The organism is Streptomyces sp. CNB091, assembly GCF_000377965.1.
The window spans coordinates 229,449-245,648 of the sequence record NZ_KB899001.1 but is presented as its reverse complement, the minus strand read 5'-3'; the positions used below and the strand labels follow the sequence as shown (position 1 = coordinate 245,648).

General features: G+C 69.4%; 12 protein-coding genes and 1 pseudogene. All 13 read right to left on the bottom strand.

Annotation, left to right across the window (positions count from 1 at the left end):
- Positions 1-93: 93 nt before the first annotated feature.
- The 13 genes and pseudogenes from D581_RS0121985 to D581_RS0121925 all read right to left on the bottom strand — a co-directional run bounded on the left by D581_RS0121985 (position 94) and on the right by D581_RS0121925 (position 16,161).
- The gene (locus tag D581_RS0121985) at positions 94-729 is read right to left on the bottom strand and encodes a hypothetical protein (RefSeq protein ID WP_018959361.1); all 636 of its coding nucleotides are present in this window, start codon (positions 727-729) and stop codon (positions 94-96) included.
- A gap of 142 nt (positions 730-871) precedes the next feature.
- Positions 872-1,360, bottom strand: a pseudogene (locus tag D581_RS1000000139925) (immunity 49 family protein); the annotation flags it as partial.
- Between the two features lie 414 nt (positions 1,361-1,774).
- Positions 1,775-2,545, bottom strand: coding sequence for a hypothetical protein (locus tag D581_RS1000000142195; RefSeq protein ID WP_486585868.1), 771 nt, complete (start codon positions 2,543-2,545; stop codon positions 1,775-1,777).
- Positions 2,542-5,085 carry a hypothetical protein gene (locus D581_RS1000000141685; protein WP_018959358.1) on the bottom strand — a complete coding sequence of 848 codons (2,544 nt, stop codon included), beginning with the start codon at positions 5,083-5,085 and terminating at the stop codon, positions 2,542-2,544. The genes D581_RS1000000142195 and D581_RS1000000141685 overlap by 4 nt, the downstream gene beginning before the upstream one ends.
- Positions 5,082-5,528 carry a DUF6507 family protein gene (locus D581_RS0121965; RefSeq protein WP_018959357.1) on the bottom strand — a complete coding sequence of 149 codons (447 nt, stop codon included), beginning with the start codon at positions 5,526-5,528 and terminating at the stop codon, positions 5,082-5,084. The genes D581_RS1000000141685 and D581_RS0121965 overlap by 4 nt, the downstream gene beginning before the upstream one ends.
- Positions 5,529-5,596: 68 nt before the next feature.
- Complete coding sequence (locus tag D581_RS0121960; RefSeq protein ID WP_018959356.1) at positions 5,597-5,908, bottom strand: pore-forming ESAT-6 family protein; 312 nt, start codon at positions 5,906-5,908, stop codon at positions 5,597-5,599.
- A gap of 60 nt (positions 5,909-5,968) precedes the next feature.
- Positions 5,969-6,301, bottom strand: a complete 333-nt coding sequence (locus D581_RS0121955; RefSeq protein WP_018959355.1) for a hypothetical protein — start codon at positions 6,299-6,301, stop codon at positions 5,969-5,971.
- Positions 6,302-6,452: 151 nt separating this feature from the next.
- Entirely contained in the window at positions 6,453-7,871 is a 1,419-nt protein-coding gene (locus D581_RS0121950) for a DUF6177 family protein (protein ID WP_018959354.1), read from the bottom strand.
- Positions 7,872-7,950: 79 nt separating this feature from the next.
- Positions 7,951-11,943, bottom strand: coding sequence for a type VII secretion protein EccC (locus D581_RS0121945; protein ID WP_018959353.1), 3,993 nt, complete (start codon positions 11,941-11,943; stop codon positions 7,951-7,953).
- A gap of 175 nt (positions 11,944-12,118) precedes the next feature.
- Positions 12,119-13,306: a MinD/ParA family ATP-binding protein gene (locus D581_RS01000000137540; protein WP_032752868.1), complete on the bottom strand. Its 1,188-nt coding sequence runs from the start codon at positions 13,304-13,306 to the stop codon at positions 12,119-12,121.
- A gap of 55 nt (positions 13,307-13,361) precedes the next feature.
- Positions 13,362-14,705, bottom strand: coding sequence for a type VII secretion integral membrane protein EccD (gene eccD / locus D581_RS0121935; protein ID WP_018959351.1), 1,344 nt, complete (start codon positions 14,703-14,705; stop codon positions 13,362-13,364).
- Between the two features lie 173 nt (positions 14,706-14,878).
- Positions 14,879-15,169 carry a hypothetical protein gene (locus D581_RS0121930; RefSeq protein ID WP_026290775.1) on the bottom strand — a complete coding sequence of 97 codons (291 nt, stop codon included), beginning with the start codon at positions 15,167-15,169 and terminating at the stop codon, positions 14,879-14,881.
- 104 nt (positions 15,170-15,273) lie between these two features.
- Positions 15,274-16,161 (bottom strand): GNAT family N-acetyltransferase, encoded by an 888-nt coding sequence (locus D581_RS0121925; RefSeq protein ID WP_018959349.1) that lies wholly within the window; start codon positions 16,159-16,161, stop codon positions 15,274-15,276.
- Between the last annotated feature and the right edge of the window lie 39 nt (positions 16,162-16,200).

Genomic DNA, 16,200 nt, shown 5'->3' with positions numbered 1-16,200 from the left:
GAGACCAGGAGAGGTGAGCGGGCCGGGGCCCACGCGTAGGGTCGGCTGAGGCTGATCCATCCGCTCACGCCGGGCATCGTTGCGCGCCCGACCTCAGCAGCGCAGCACGACGACACCCCAACCACGCAGCTCGGCCTGACCGATGACGTCCCCCCATCCTCGGAGCAGCCCGGCGAAGGCGTCGAAGCCATTGAGTGAGCCGAAATCGGCGCGAGCGTACTGTCCGAACGGGCCTCTCAGTGAGCCCAGTTCAGGGTCGACGGAATCCGAGAGACGCTTCAGCGAGGAGACAGCGTCTGGCCGACACCACAACAGATGGTCCGAAGGTGCACTGGACTCATCTCCCGACATGAGCAACGGGTCGTCGGCGTTCCGATCGGACATGTACTCAAGCCCGCCCCAGAAAAGGGGATCGATGAACCGGTCCACGGCTGAGCGCAGCCCCGGCTCGACGAATGACCGGATCTCCTCCCACCGCTCACCCGCCCAGAAATGATCCTTGTACGAGTAGCCGACGTCCCCGAAGTTGAACTTCCCGAACCAGCCCACGGCCGGGGGAGAGGGCCAGAACCACTGAGGCCCGACAGACGACGGACGGTTCGGCTCGGCATCCCACCACTCTTCGTCCACCGAGGTGCCGGCCTCGTGCAGCACTGCGTAGTGCTGATCCTCCGGTACCGACATGAGGTGGTCCCAGTCGACGATCAGCACATCGATGCACACGCCCATGGTGAAAAGGGTAGAAGGTCGCCGGTACCGCTTGTGGTCCTGGGGACCAGGTGGGGAATTCGCAGAGCCAGGTGCGCTGGAGGAGGTGCTTGGGGAGGTAGTCGGATTCGATATCGAGGGGGAAGTCGGCGTCGTAGGCGAGGCAGGCGATGGCGAGGGGGCCGAGTGCGATGCTGCCGTCGATGTCTGTGGCGCGGTCCTCGTTGAGGGTCCAGTAGGTCTTGTGGAGTTTGAGGGCGTCTGCGAGGGCGGGGGCGAAGCCGTCCCGGTCGTTGCGGACGTAGTGGTAGAAGAGGCTGATCGGCGGGTAGAGCACGGCCTGGAGCAGGTCTTGTGGTGCGATGCGGGCGACGGCGGGGTCGGATGCCTCGATGGTGGCGATGAGCTTGTCCGCGAGATTGGGGCGGCGGAGCCACCAGCTCTGGAGGGTGTCGACCCAGTGGTAGATGTACTCGTCGTAGGAGCCCTCGGGTGAGCGCAGCCGTTCCAGGGGAATCTCGCTGAGCTGGGTCAGGCGTTCCTGGTCGCGGCAGATGACGGCCAGCCAGAAAGCCGACAGCCAGGTGCCCGCATCAGCGAATGAACGAGGCCGGTGGCGGGGATGGAATGGAGCTTCCTGCCGATTCGGCATTCCACTTGCCCCTCGTTTGCGATGGTCACAGCGAAGAGGGTCGATCCGACCTGCATTGTGGTGACCTGGGGTGCTTCAGGGTAGAGGGTAGGGCGGCATTGCTCCCGGCACTGTGGGATCAAATGGAGAATTCGCCGAGTCAGGTGCGCTGGAGGCGGCGCTTGGGTAGGTGGTCGGATTCGATATCGAGGTAATTCGGCGGGCGTTGACGAGGCAGGCGACTTCGACATCAGCATGGGGACCCTTCCATTGCTATAGGGATCATCCGCCACGCACTGCCCGCAGGGCCCGGGGCTGAGAAACCTCCGGAGCATGTCGGTGCACACCCGCCCTCGCAGGCGCCCTAAAACTCCACAAGACCTACTGGACCCTCAGCGAGGACAGCGCCGCAGACATCTACGGCAGCATCGCACTTTAGCTCCCTCGCCGATGATTAGGGGCAACTCCGAGGATCTGCTCGATCATCTTGGCGGCTTCAATGTCGCCAATCTGGGCGTATGTGATATCTGATTCCCCCCTCTCTGTGAGCTTGAGCTTATCCGTCCGCTCCCAGGAGCCTTTGCTGCGGATAGTCTCATCCAAATTTTTTGCGTCATCCGTAGATCTGCGACGGATGACGCCCGGATCCGATCCTTCTGTCACCTTGTAGTAGGAGATCGCCCCCTTGGCGTCCATTGCGTCAAGCGTGGTAGTGCAGAGCGACAGAAATGGCATAGAGTCTAGATGTTCCGCAAGGCTCTTCATTTTGATGGAAATCCCAGTCAGGTCGATAAAGCCTGCTCCGTCCTGGAGGAATTCCCCTCCCCGCTCATAAAAGAGAATCAGAGGCTTGTAAAGGTCAGGGAGGTGTGTGCTCCTGCCGAAGTTCGGTGGGCCCATGGCCGATAGCCGTACAGCTCCCGCGCACGTCTTTCGGGCGCTGTACGAAACCTTTCTAAGGAGAGCATCAAGCTCATAGCTCAGATCTGAAGGGAGGTGGAAACTCGGGTTGATGAACTCGGTGATGTCAAAAAATGGCCATGAGCTCTCGGCGTCGAAATTTTTGGCCCACAATGCGGATCGCCTGAGGTATTCATGCATCAGTAGGCGGCGAGACTGGGCATGCGTCAAAGCAGGTTTCCAGCTGTCGGCCCAGTCAATTAGACTCAGCCTTCGCAGGGTGGCAACGCTTAGCTCATCGGTCATTTCAGTTCGATTCCATTCGATCGCAGTACTTGAAAGGCTGCTTCCATGACCTCGTCAATATTGGAGAGGTCTGGTGTCAACTCAACCTTAGGCGCTTGCAGTCCGAGCGTCTCCCACTGTGCGAACCCGCCTCTGCGCTCACTGATGGTGAGTTCGTGGGCTCCGGCATCCCGCCAGTTGCTTGGCCAGGTTCGGTAGTGGCCGTCAGCGACACCGTTGACCATGTCGACTGTCCAGGATCGCGGATGGTCGTAGAGGTAAGGGAGGCCAGCTTTCATGAGGTGACTTTCAATGTACTCATGAGCCATCAACCGCTGGAACTTCACGGCTTCGTTCCCGTCGAGCTCTCGATGCAGTGCTGCCTGCCACAAGTCGGCGATATCGTCGCGTGGAGTGAAGAGCCCTTCCCTGGCTACGCCCTTTTCCGAGACGACTACATGCTCTGAGCGGAACATGTGGGTTTTCACGTGCTGTAGCACAACCTCGCTGATCCCTGTCCGTTCGGAAATGACGGGGAGGTCGACCGAGTCGGGCGTAGCACGGATCTCGTCGAAGATTCTCCCCGAGTATTCGCTGGGCTCGTCAACGTAGCGGGCACCGTCCGGCCTGACCGCAGAGGCCGCTTCCAGCGGTGGGTGATCGAGACTGTTGACGTGCTGACTGTGTGGATCCTCGGGCAGACCCCCACCTTGATCTTGGGGCTGGCCATCTGGGCGAACAACGGCCGGCTCGTCCGGGAAGCCACCAGTAGGCCCGCCCGAAGCATCGGACGAATGGTGAGGCCCTCCAGTGGAGCCGCTGCTGATGTCGTTGGCCGAGGTGTCTGGTCGTCCTGTCACAGATTCGCTTGAGCGCCCATGGCCGACTGCTGGCTCAAGGGGGTCTCCGCTGAAACTCTCCCCCCGTCCGCTGCCGCCCACAGAGTTTTGGGGTGTCTGGTGACTTGGGTGGCTTCCCCGAGACCGCTCCGGGACGTTGACATGGTCGCCCGGGCTGCTGTCAGTGCGGAATGGGATTCCCGGACCGCTGTGGACGGTCCGCCCTGCGTCGATCAGAGTGGGTTCGGGTGCAGGCTTCTCGATGCGGGGTGGGGTTGTGTTGATGTCCCCAGGAGTCTTTTCGGCCTTGGAATCTTCGGCGCGTTGGGCGATGCTGCCGTCTTCGTTGTAGAGGTTGCCTTCGCGGCCTATATAGGCCGGGCCATGATCGAGTGGTGACCTGACGGTGCCTTCGGGGAGGGCGGTGACTCCTTCGGGGAGTTTGACCGTCCCGTCTGGCAGCTTGACCGCGCCCTCCGGGATTGCTGCCCCCTCGGGCAGGCTGACCGTTCCGTCGGAGAGGCGGATGCCGCCCTCCGGGAGCGTGAAGACGGTGTTCGGCAGTGGGGGGATCTCGATGTTGCCCGTGCCCTTGAGGCCGGCCATGACGTCGCTGATCTTGGTGAGGCCGGTGCTCGCGCCCTTGAAGAGGTACGTCGTCGGGTCGGCGTAGCGGCCCGCCTTGTTCGCGAGCGACAGCGCTTTGGCCGCGGCCGCCGCCTTGCCGGCGCCGGAGGCCGCGCCTCCGGTGCCGCCGGTGAAGACGGTCGTCAGGACGTTGAAGGTGACCGCACCGCCGGCGCGGGCCGGGTTCTCGCCCCACTGGTCGTAGGCGATGAGGGCCTTGCCGGTCTCCTTCATCGCCCGGCCCGGCCCCCGCAGCCAGGAGGGCAGCTTCTCCTCGGGCGTGGTGAGAAGGTACGCCCCCCCGGCGCCTGTGGTTGCCACGGTGATGGACACGGCGATGGAGAGTTGCGCGAGACCGGTCCAGGCTTGCTTCATGCTGTCCCAGCCGTCGAACCCGGCCAGGGTGCCCAGGCCCTTGACCGTGGCCAAGACGCCGTCCACGACGAAGCCCTTCCCGAAGTCGTAGACGTGTTCGTGGACGTGCCACCACGGGGTGGACTCCTTGACCGGGTCGCCCCACGGCAGGCCCTTGACCTGCTTCAGGACCTCGGCGTCGTATCCGTACTTGCCTTTGCCGCCGGAGCCGTCGTCGGTCTTGAGCGGCTTGCCGCCGGGCACCAGCGCGATGATCTTGTTGTAGCAGGCGCGCTCCGCCGCCTGGAACGCCGCCCACGTCTCGGCGATCTCTCCACGACGGCGGTTGTTCTCCTCGACCAGGCCGCCGTCCTCGCGCCACTTGTCGTCCGCGTTCGTCTCGTCCAGGAAGGCCGACGCCTCTCGCTTGAGCCGCTTCAGCTTCTCCACCAGCGGCTGCGCGTCGTCCGCGTACGCGCCGAGCGCGCCGGCGATGCTCGTCAGGTCCCACTCCAGCGCGGCCCCGCGGTACGCGACCGGTTGCGTTGTCGCGAACAGCTGATCGGCCTCCGGAGCCTTGTAGAACGCCTGGAGCCCGCCGAAACTGCTGTGGATATCACCCGTGGCCGACGCGATCTTCTCCCCGTCCCCGACCACAGCGGTCACCTTCTGGCCCAGCACCGCCAGATCCCCGGTGAACACCGGAATGCCAGACGGGTCGACCGGCTCCTTGTCGCTCACTTCCCACCCCGCAGTTCCTTCAGCACGTCCAGACGGACCGCCTTCGCCGCGTCCTGCGCCTGCTTCGCCGTGTCGAGATCACCCTCCACGTACTCGTTCGTCGCCGTCGCCGCACCCAGCACCGCCGCCTGGATCCGCTCGGACATCGACTTCAGCTGCGCCTGCCGCGCCGTCACGTACGCACCCAGCGCCGCCGCCACCGGACCCGTCATCGCCGGGGTGTCCACGAGCGCCTCCACCGGGCCGGCCTGTCGGCGCGGAATCACCGGACCCACCGGCTGCCCCACCTCCGTACCCCCTGGCACCGCGGTCCCCGCTGCTTCCGCCGCCTCGGACAGGTGCGTCATCAACGCGTTCAGCGCCTCCTCCAGCTCAGCGGCGTGCCCGCCGACTACCTTCAACTGGCCCCGTACGCCCTGCGGTTTGATATCCCACCCGGTCATCTGACGCCCCCGTACGCACAACGAAACCGACCCACCCTGCAGGGTGGGTGAACACCTGCCCCCGGCGGTCAGCCGATGCCGTCGACCGCGGCCTTTGCCCGCGCCAGCGTCTGCGCGGCCGTGCCGTCGTTCTTCTCCAACGTCGTCCTCAGCAGCCGGATGATGTTCCGCACCTCCTGCGACGTCGCGTTCCATCGCAGTTCCTTGCCGTGGTACTCGTCCGCCACGCCATCGGCCGCGAAGTCGTTCATCGCCGCTCTCACCTGCGCGTCCCGCGCCGTGATCACCTGCTCCAAGCGGCCGATCACCACCTGGAGAGCCGCCTGTACCTCGGTCGAAGCCCCCGTGTCGTACGAACGCCGATCCGTGCTGCCCGCCATCAGTCCTTCAACTCCCCGTCAGACAGAAAAGTGTGGCCGAGCCGGTCACCATGACCGCTTTCAGCGGCCGCCGAAACGCGCCGCGTCGAAATTCGCCGACGCCATCTGCGACTTCGCGTTCTCGTCCTGCTCCTGATCACCCGAACCGAACGCCGCGTCCATCCCCGACTGACCACCCAGAATCCCCGACAACGACGCGTTCAACGCCTTGGTGATCTCGTCCGAACGCGCCTTGAAATCATCGAACGCGACCTTCCCCGCCCCGTTGAACTTCCCCTCCAACGGCTCTGCCGCCGCGATCAACTGCTGGATCAGCGTCCCCAGATCCGTACTCGCACCCTGCGAATCCGACAACAGCCTCGACAGGACCGACGCCCCCATGTCGAACTTCATGACATCCCCCGTTACATCGCATGCATCGATGACACCGACCGAACGCACGCGTACCTGCGCGTACATCCTTGCCCGTCAACGTCTATCAGCCCTCGTATCACTACTGCAGTCTGCAATCAGCCAGATTGTGACAGGCGAGACCTGTAGGCCCCTATGCCCCTTTGAGGTGCCGCATCAGCCTCTCGAACTCCTGCCACCCCGCCAGATCCGAGGGGTTCCCCGGCAGCGGGTAGTACAGCGCCGGCCTGGTTCTCGGGCCGAGCCGCACCGGCTGTTCCGCCAGGGGTGTGCGTCGCGCCCGGTCTCCGGGCATCGCGCGGACCTCCTCCGCCCCCAGCACGAAGGCCAGCGGGACCCCGGGGCCCTCGAAGCGCGGCGGTACGGCCACATCGCGGCGCGCTTTGCGGAGTTGTACGAGCATCGACTGGAGGTGGTGGCGCGTGGCGAGCGCCTCGGCGGCCGCGGGCAGGACCTCCAGCGGAGGCTCCTCGTCGGCGCCGTAGCCGAAGGCGAGGGTGACCTCCTCCTCCACGCCGGCCTTCGTCCGCGTGACGCGCACGGTCGCGATGCCCGGTCGCGAGCGGGTGCCGACCACGACGAACCAGGTGGGTTCCGGTGCCCGTTCGAACGCGACGTCGGTCAGCCGGCCCGGGGACCAGGGGAGGGTCGCCGGTTCCGACGTGCCCCAGCCGGCCGGCGGTTCGCCCGTCAGCTCCCGCCACACCGTCTCCAGGCCGCCGCCCAGCACCAGCCGCTCGTCTGCCGGGTGCACCATGCGGAAGGTCAGGCCCAGTTGGCGGTCGCCGGTGTCGTGGACCTCCTGGTAGGCGGCCGCCACCGGGGTGCGCGGGTCGTCCTCCGTGGCGTCGGGGGAGAGCACCGGGTCGAACGCGCCGTCCTGCCAGCGCAGCACGGCCCCGGTCAGGCCGTCGTAGTAGCCGTCCCGCTCGTCCTGGACGATCCAGCGGGACGGCCAGCCGCCCAGCGCGTCCCGTACGGCGGGGGAGAGCGTGGTGCCCGCCGGGCTGACGATCTGGATGCCGAGACCCGCCTTCGCCGCCGCCCGGAAGGCGTCGGACAGCCAGGCCGTCATCGCCACCACCGGGCGGTCCTGGATGACCACCGCGACCTTGCCGGTGAGCACGTCGATGGCCGGCTGGGCGGCGGCGGGTTCCGGCGCGACGCTCACGCCGTCGGCCTTCACCACGGCGAGCGATCCCGCCGTGTCCGGCGGCCAGGCGGAACCGCCCACCAACGCGGCGAGCCGGGTCGCGAAGACCCCCGCGAGCTGCTCCGCCTCCGCGACGCCCGTGGTGGCGCGGGCCTCCGTCCACCAGTACGGGACCGGCGGGGCCGTGGCGCCGAGCAGCCGCTCGGCCTCACCCTCGACGGAGACCAGCAGCGGGGCCTCCACGGAGACGAGCGGGCGTCCCTCCGTGTCGCAGAGCTGGATCACCGCGCCCTCGCTCCGCGTGCCCACCAGCCTGTCCGGGCCGCCGGAGAGCAGGCCCGCCAGTACGGCCCACGGGTCGGGCATACGAGGGGTGAGAGCGATGACGTCCTTGGTCATGGAGTGGTCGTCCCCTTTCGGTCCTTCGTCGTTCCGCGGTGGTCACGCACGGGCGGGCGCTGTTCCGCGCCGAGGAGCTTCACATCGGCGCGTACACCGTCTGGATCAGGCGGTTGGGCTGCCCACGGCGGACGAAGACGCCTCGTCCGGGAGCCTGTTGGGATGCGTACACGCCGGGGAACAACTGGCCCTCGCTGCGGTCGCCGGCCATCAGGAGCGCCGAGGCCCCCGACTCCCGCAGACCCTGTACCAGCGGCTCGTACATGCCCCGGGAGGCGCCGGCGACCCGGCGCGTCAGAACGAAGTGGAGGCCGATGTCGACCGCCGAGGGGATGTACGGCAGGAACGGCGACAGCGGTGACTGTCCGGCGGTGGTGAGGACGTCGTAGTCGTCGACGAGGACGACGATCCGCGGGCCCGCGCCCCAGTTGCCGGGCTCCAGGTCCTCCAGCCGGGCGTTCTCGTCGGGCAGGCGCTTCTCCAGCTCGGTGGCGATGCCCGCCGAAAGACCGGCGCACAGCTTGGAGTTGTACGCGTAACCCCCGTTGAACTCCTCCGGGACCGCGCCCCGCAGTGAGCGTCGCGGGTCCATCACGGCGAACACCAACTCGTCTTCGCCGTAGCGGTCGATGAGACCGTGCGCGACGGTCCGCAGCAGGTTCGTCTTGCCGCACTCGCTGTCCCCCAGCACCAGCAGGTGCTGATCGTGCTGGAACAGGTCGAGCAGTACGGGCGCGAGCGCCGACTGGTCGAGCCCGATCGGTACGCGTGTGGGCTCGGCCGCCGGCCCCGGCAGTGAGTGCGGCTCAAGAAGGTGCGGCAACACGCGCACCGGTTGCGCCACTTCGCCGCTCCAGGTGGCCCGGACCGTACGCGCCGTACGCTCCAGGACCGCGCCGAGGTCCGCCGTGTCGGCGATCCCGTCCGTACGGGGGAGCGCCACCTGGGCGAAGAGCCGCCCGTCGGTGAGGACCCGCCCGGGCTCACCGGGTGACAGGGTCTCGGCGAGCTTGCGGTCGATGCTGGACTCGCCGGGGTCGTTGAGGCGCAGTTCGACGCGGGTGCCGAAGTTGGACTGGATGGCGATGCGTACGTCGTTCCAGCGCAGCATGGACGCGACGACGTGGATGCCGTAACCGCCGCCGCGCTTGAGGATGTCGGCGATCGTGTCGTCCAGCTCGTCGAAGTCGTCGCGCAGCGCGCCGAATCCGTCGATGACGAGGAGGACCTCGGCCGACGCGAGTTCGGGCAGCCGGCCGGCCGCGTGCAGGGTGCGCAGTTGCTCGACCGAGTCGATGCCGTGCTCGCGGAAGAGGTCCTCGCGCAGCGCGAGCATCGTGCGGACCTCCTCGACGGTGCGGGCCGCCCGTTCCCGGTCGGCGCGGCCCGCGACACCGCCGACGTGCGGCAGGCCCGAGAGCGCCTGGAGGCCGCCGCCGACCAGGTCCAGTCCGTAGACGCCGATCTCGCGCGGGGTGTGGGTGAGCGCGAGGGAGAGGACGAGTGTGCGCAACAGCGTCGTCTTGCCCGACTGGGGGCCGCCGATGACCGCCGCGTGGCCGCCCGCCGTCGTGAGGTCCAGGAACCACTGCCCCTGCCACTGCCTGGCCGGGTCGTCGAGCAGCCCGACGGGAACGCGGAGAGGCCGCCGGCTCCCGTCCGCGACCGCCCCGGTCAGCCGCATTCCGCGCGGTCCGATGTCCAGCGGACCGGCGACGGTGTCCAGCGCGGTGGCCGTCGGCAGGGGCGGCAGCCAGATGCTCCGTACGGGCGGTGCCGACCCGGTCAACTGGGCGACCATAACGCCTAGTTCGGTCGGACCCGTCTCGCGGCGACGGGACGTCGGCTCCCCGGACTGGCGAGTCTCGTCCGGTCCGGCCAGGGTGTTGTACGCCTCGTACGGCAGCGCCAGCGGGCCGGTCTCCTCCTCGTCGGCGCCGCGGACCGGACCGCGGTAGCCGCCCGAGACGTAGCCCGCCTTGAAGCGGGCGTAGTGGCTCGTGTCGACCTTCAGATAGCCGAACCCGGGCAGCGGAGGCAGGTGGAAGGCGTCCGTCGTGTCCAGGACGGTGCGCGACTCGTCGGCGGAGAAGGTCCGCAGGCCGAGACGGTAGGACAGGTAGGTGTCCAGGCCCTTGAGCTTGCCGCCCTCGATGCGCTGGCTGGAGAGCAGCAGATGCACGCCGATGGAGCGGCCGATCCGGCCGATGGAGAGGAACAGATCGATGAAGTCCGGTTTCGCGGTGAGCAGTTCGCCGAACTCGTCGATCACCACGAACAGGTGCGGCAGCGGATCCAGATCCGGCCGCTTCTCGGCGCGCAGAGCCGCGTAGTCCCCGACGTCCGCGACGTTCCCCGCGTCTTTGAGGGCCTGCTGGCGGCGCTTGACCTCACCGGCGAGGGAGGAGTGGACCCGTTCGACGAGCCCCGCCTGGTTCTCCAGATTGGTGATGACCCCGGCCACGTGCGGCAGGTCCGCGAACGGCGCGAACGTCGCCCCGCCCTTGTAGTCGACCAGCACGAGCGCCAGGTCCTCCGGCGGGTGGGTGGCCACCAGGGCGAGGACCAGGGTCCGCAGCAGCTCCGACTTGCCCGAGCCCGTCGCGCCCACGCACAGCCCGTGCGGGCCCATCCCCAGCTCCGAGGACTCCTTGAGGTCCAGCAGCACCGGCTCGTGGGAGTCGCTGATGCCGATCGGGACGCGCAGGAAGGCGCGCTCGCCGCGCGGCGCCCACAGCCGTTCCAGGTCGAGCCGGGCCACGTCGTCGACGCCGAGCATCGCCGCGAACTCCACCGGTCCGGAGAGCGGGGCGTCCGCCAGGGACTCGGCGGACAGCCGCAGCGGCGCGAGCATCCGGGCCAGACCCTCGGCGAACGGGGCGCCCGCCTCGTCCACCGTGCCGTACGCCTCCACGGGCTCCGGCGTCCGCAGCTCCTCGATGGTCACGTCCGTGCCGTCGACCGTGATCCGTACGCTGACGTGTCCCGGTTCCTGCACCCGCCGCTCCAGCAGATGCAGCACGGTGACGCCCATCTCACGCAGGCCGACGGCCTCGTCCGGGCGCGGCAGGTCCACGGCGTCCTCGCCGTGCCCGTCGGTGACGACGAGCAGCCGGGAGTTCATGGACAGCGCGTCCCGGCCGGCCAGGCCCCGGCGGACCTCGGCCGCGTACGAGGCCCGGCGGCGCAGCTCCGCCCCGATCTGCCGGGCGAGCTGCGGGGCGGACGGGGCGATGCGGCGGGCGGCCACGGGCCCGTCGAACTGCTCGGTGTCGAGCAGGTGCGGCAGCCACTTGGCCCATTCCCAGTCGGTCATGCGATCACCCGGCGCCGCGACGGCGATGGCCACGTCGTCGGGTGCGTGCAGGGCCGCCGTCTGGACCAGCAGGGCACGGGCCACCCGCAGACAGTCCTCGCGCGGGCCGATCACACTGACGTTGCCGACCCGGTCCAGCGGGACGGTGAGCGGCAGTTCGGTGCCGTTGCGGAACCGGTTCACCAGCGCCGAGGCCTCGTTGAGCATGAACAGGTCGGGCGGTGTGAGGACCGTCGAGCCCGGCTCGGCGATTCCCAGATCCCGTACGGGCATCTCGCCGGTGCCGACCCGCACCCGCAGGAAGTCGTCGTCGACCCTGCGCCGCTCCCAGAGCCGCGCCGGGTCCCGCACGATGTCGTACAGAGCGTACGGCGGAGGGTTCAGGACATCGGCGCGCTCACGCCGTACGCGCTCCTCGCCCGACAACTCCTCCCGCAGGTCCTCCACATAGGCGAGATACGCCTCGCGCTGCGTGCGTCGGGTGCGCTGGGCCTTGCCCCGTTGCGAGAAGAGCAGCGCCACGGAGCCGAGGACGGTGACCACGAGGATGATCGCACCGAGGGCGGCGAACTGGCTGTTGCGGATGACCGTCATCATCACGACGGACGACATGACCCCGGCGACCGGCAGCAGCGACATCGCGATGTTGCCCGCCTTCCCCTCGGGGAGGTTGGGCGGGGCCTCGATGGTGCGGGGCGCGGGCGCGGCCGGGGGGCGGGTGGTCCGGGCGGGGCGGTGGATCAGTCGGGTGCTCATGGGCGTGGTCCGGCGTTCGCGGTGGCGGAAGTGGCGGAAGTGGCGGAAGTGGCGGAAGTGGTGGGTGCGGTGGGTGCGGCAGGTGTGGCGGGTGTGGTGCGAGTGGCGGAGGTGGCTGCTGCGACGGCTGCGTTTGTGGCTTCGGCTGTGGCGGTCGCAGCGCCCCGCATCGCGGTCACCGGCGCTTCTGGGAGAGGTGGAAGACCTCGGCGGCCAGCCGGGTGGCCGCCAGCCGCGTCGGCCGGGCGAGCAGTTCGGTGCGGAGCGCTCCGCCTGCCGCCAGATGCCGGTCGTGGGGCAGCACGTGGACGGTCGCGCCGGTGGACCGCAGCTTCTCGGCGGCCGCCTCCACATCGATCCCGGGGCGGGACGTGGTGCTCGTGAGCGCCACCACGGTCCCGGCGATCATGTGGCGCGGCAGCCCCTGCATCCACTGGAGGACCGCGTACGTGCTGGTGATGCCGTCCAGTGTGGTGGGCGCGGCCAGTACCCGGGCCTGGGCGGCGGAGAGCGCGACCCGGGCGACCTCGGCGGGCAGCGTCTCGCAGTCGACGACGGTCACCCCGAAGTAGCGGCGGAGCGCGACCATGACCCGCTCGTACGCCGCTGTGTCCAGCATCGCCCCGATCCTTCCCTGACTGCCGGGAAGCAGCCAGGCGTTGTCGGGGAGTTGGACGAGGTATCCGGTGACGTCGAGCAGAGACATCTGCGGTTCCACGATGCCCGCCAGATCGGCCGTGGTCCAGCGCAGCGTCTCGGCGCCGAGACGCAGGGGCAGCGAGCCGAGTGCCGGGTCGGCCTCGACGAGGAGGACCGGGTCCTGGCGGTAGTGCGCGTACGCCGTGCCGAGCAGGGCGGCCACCGTCGTCTTGCCCGCACCGCCCCGGATGGAGGTGACGGCGATCTGCCGACCGGTCGTCACCGGCTGCTGGATCCGCTCGGCGGTGCGGGTGATCCCGTCGACCTCGCGGGCCGCCGACGAGGAGACGATCCGGCGTACCGCGCGTGAGACCCGCGCGGCGGCCGGCTCACCCTGCCGGGGGCGGCGTGCCGTACCGGACAGCGCGCTGTCGATCACGGGCCGTGAGTCGGGGGACCGGGCGGGCTGTTGCGCACGTGCCGGGGGAGGGGCGGGAGCGGGGGACGACGCGGGGATGTTCGGGCCCGGTGCTCGCGCACCCGTACGCGGCTGCGGCTGCTCCGGCGGCTGTGGCTGTGGCTGTGGGTGCTCCTGCGGAGGCTGCTGCTGCTCCTGTGCCGGATGGTGGCCGTGTGCCGCGCTGTGGCTCTGCGCGCGCTGCGGAGGAGGCGTCCCCCTCAGATCGCGCAGCACATCACCCTGCCAGTTGTCCGCGTTCGGCATGTCTGCCCTTCTCCTCCGCTCCGATGCCCCGACCGGAGCCGCCCGCGCATGAATGTCAGAACTTGTCGAGCAACTGGCCGTAGGTGCCGAACACACCGATGGCGAGCGGGAACAGCCCCACCATGCCGATGGACTCGATCAGGTCGGCGGTGCGCCGGAGCCTCACCCGTACATGCTCGGGAGGCTCCACCGCCAGGGCGAGCAGGGGCAGCAGCGCCGCCACGCCGAGCACCACGACGGGGCCCGCGCCGGCGGAGGGCTGCTCCATCCACAGCATGACGAGGCGTACGAGCAGGACCGCCGCGCCGGCGAACAGGGCCACCACCTCGGCCACCAGGGGGAACGCGCGAGCCCTCGACAGCAGCACCACCGCTGCCAGCGAGGGCAGGAGCACCGTCCACACGGTCGGCCGGGCAGTCAGCGTGAGGAGCCAGCCCGCCGCCGTCGCCGACGCCGCGGTGACCACGGTGGCGAGGGCGAGCCCGCGGTGCGTGGCAGTCAGCGCGTCGGCCACGTCGTGGCGGCTGACCGATGCCCCGCCCGACCGCCGGTCATCCAGCGCGGTGAGGCCGGACGCCATCAGCGCGAGCCGGGGCAGCACGCCGAGCAGCACCACGGAGAACACCGCCATCACCGCGCCCAGCCGGGCCGGATCCGGCTCCACGGCGGCGACGGCCTCCCACATCGCGGTGACCGCGGCATTGGCACCGGCGCCGATCAGGCCACCGCGGCCGAGCGGCGAGAAGAACCCGAGCAGCAGCAGGGCCAGGGCCACCGCCGTCGCCACCGCGGCGAGCCGGGCCGGGCCCGACCAGTCGTGCGCGTCGGCGGCGGTCCAGGCCGTGAGGACGCCGAGGCCGCCCGAGACGAACAGCAGCGCGGTCGCCAGGCCGCGATTGCCCGTTCCGATCCGGGAGCACAGCGCGCCGCTCACCAGAAGGACGACGGTGGCGACCGCCAGCGCGACGGCCAGGGTGCCGAGCGGGAATTCGCGCCGGGCCAACAGGGCGGCGATCACCGCGAAGGCCACGGTCGACGCCCCGGCGGAGACCCTGCGAGCGGCCGGACGCCAGCGCCAGGCCTGTAGGTCGAGGCTGTCGGCCACCTGGTCCGTGACGTCGTGGACGACCGGGGCGGGCGGAGCCGCGTGGGTCCTGACCAGGCGCAGTACGGCGCCGTCGCTGACGCCGGCCGAGGCGAGCGTGCTGTCGTGCGGCAGGGCCGAACCGTCGGAGGTGATCAACTGCCGGGTCAACGGCCGTGAAGCCGCGCGGTCGTCGAGCAACTGCAGTATGTCCGGCAGAAGTTGACCGATGGGTGTGTCCGAGGGCAGCACGATGTCCGCCCGGCGCCGCTCGCCGACCAGGGTCACCCGGCTCAGTTCCGATCGGGACGTCATTGCTGTGCTCACCACTTACGGAAACCTATCATCGTGATGTTCCGAAATTTCGGGCCAATTAGGCATAGCGCATGGCGTGGTTGGCGCATTTCCGAGCTCGGCGAAATCTCGCCTGCGATAGGTGCCCGCCTGGTGAATTTCCGGCCACTTCGTCGTTTCTCGGCCGGAGTTGATCAGGGGCCCTTCGCCGGGCCGGAAGAATGCGTCGGCGGTGCGTACTGCTGCGCCTGCCGCTGCTGTTTCTCCTGCTCGGCCTTCTGTTTGTCCAGCGTGTGCTGGAGGAAGGACCAGCCGACGCACCCGGCGCAGAGCACGGCGGTGATGGCGATGCCCGCGAATACCTTCCCGAGCCGCTCGTCGGCGGTGCGCCGTGCGCGCCCCGCGCCGAAGAGCAGGGCGTCCCGCGTCCTGCGGCGGCGTACCCCCACCGATTCCAGCAGCTGACTGTCGTAATCCCTTGCCACACCATCCCCCTTTGCCACTGCAACATACCGAGGGGCGGTTGTGGAGTACACACCAGGGGGATGTGATGTGACGTGACGTGACGTGACGTGAGGGGAAGCGGTGTTCACACCCGGCTGGGACGCGTCCAGTCGTGGTTCTCGCGTACGAGGGTGAATCCTGCCGACCGGTAGAGCGCTGCCGCCGCCTCGTTGCCGGCCGGCGTCAGGACGGCCACCGCGCTCGCACCCCGGTCGGCGAGCGCCGCGCACGCGCCCCGTACGGCGTCGCGCCCGTAACCGTGACCGCGGTGGTCCGGATGGGTGCCGACCGGTTCGAGCAGTCCGCATCGGCCCGTGCCCCCGAACCAGCCGGTCGCGGCGGCGGCGGGGTCCCGGGCGGGCGTGCGGACGAGCGTCTCCACGGCGAGGTGGCCCGCGGGGGACTCCTTCATCCTGCGCCAGTGGTCCACGGAGAACGTGGATCCCGCGAAGGCGGCCCGGTGCACCAGCGCCCGGTCGGCGGCGGCGGACCCGGTGACCGGTACCGCGCGGCTCGACACCGGCCCCGGGGTCCAGGAGAAGACGAGCCAGGGCTCCTCCGTGTCCGGCTCCCAGCCGGGCACGGGCAGGCCGTCGGTCGCGTCGTTGCCGGGTACGAGCAGGTCCTCCGCGTCCGCCGCGAGCGCTCCGAGGTCGGCGTCGGGCGCGGCGGTCACGCGCAGCACGGGGCCGTCGAGAAAGCCGACCGCGACGGGGGCCGACTTGGTCGCGTCGCTGCTGGACCGGACCTCGGCCTGTGAGGCGGCCTGTGAGGAGGCCCGTTCGTCGGTCCGTGCGTCGGCCCGTTCCTCGGTCCAGAGGTAGACGGTCGCGTCGTCCAGTCGCAGGAGCCAGCCCACGTCCCCGGGGTGCAGGCTCCCGGTCGGGGCGTCGGGCGGTGTCCACGCGCGCAGGGCGCGCAGCGCCGGGCCGGTGTCGGCGGGGGACAGGCGGTGCCGCGCGAGTGAGGCCATGCGCGGAGACTAGTCAGCGCGCCACGGAGGCGCGAAGAC

Excerpts from the sequence above, each read along its gene's own strand:
- D581_RS0121925 (WP_018959349.1), bottom strand. The coding sequence starts at position 16,161 with ATGGCCTCACTCGCGCGGCACCGCCTGTCCCCCGCCGACACCGGCCCG.
- D581_RS1000000142195 (WP_486585868.1), bottom strand. The coding sequence starts at position 2,545 with ATGACCGATGAGCTAAGCGTTGCCACCCTGCGAAGGCTGAGTCTAATT.
- D581_RS0121965 (WP_018959357.1), bottom strand. The coding sequence starts at position 5,528 with ATGACCGGGTGGGATATCAAACCGCAGGGCGTACGGGGCCAGTTGAAG.
- D581_RS0121955 (WP_018959355.1), bottom strand. The coding sequence starts at position 6,301 with ATGAAGTTCGACATGGGGGCGTCGGTCCTGTCGAGGCTGTTGTCGGAT.
- D581_RS0121945 (WP_018959353.1), bottom strand. The coding sequence starts at position 11,943 with ATGAGCACCCGACTGATCCACCGCCCCGCCCGGACCACCCGCCCCCCG.
- D581_RS0121985 (WP_018959361.1), bottom strand. The coding sequence starts at position 729 with ATGGGCGTGTGCATCGATGTGCTGATCGTCGACTGGGACCACCTCATG.
- eccD (WP_018959351.1), bottom strand. The coding sequence starts at position 14,705 with ATGACGTCCCGATCGGAACTGAGCCGGGTGACCCTGGTCGGCGAGCGG.
- D581_RS0121960 (WP_018959356.1), bottom strand. The coding sequence starts at position 5,908 with ATGGCGGGCAGCACGGATCGGCGTTCGTACGACACGGGGGCTTCGACC.
- D581_RS0121950 (WP_018959354.1), bottom strand. The coding sequence starts at position 7,871 with ATGACCAAGGACGTCATCGCTCTCACCCCTCGTATGCCCGACCCGTGG.
- D581_RS01000000137540 (WP_032752868.1), bottom strand. The coding sequence starts at position 13,306 with ATGCCGAACGCGGACAACTGGCAGGGTGATGTGCTGCGCGATCTGAGG.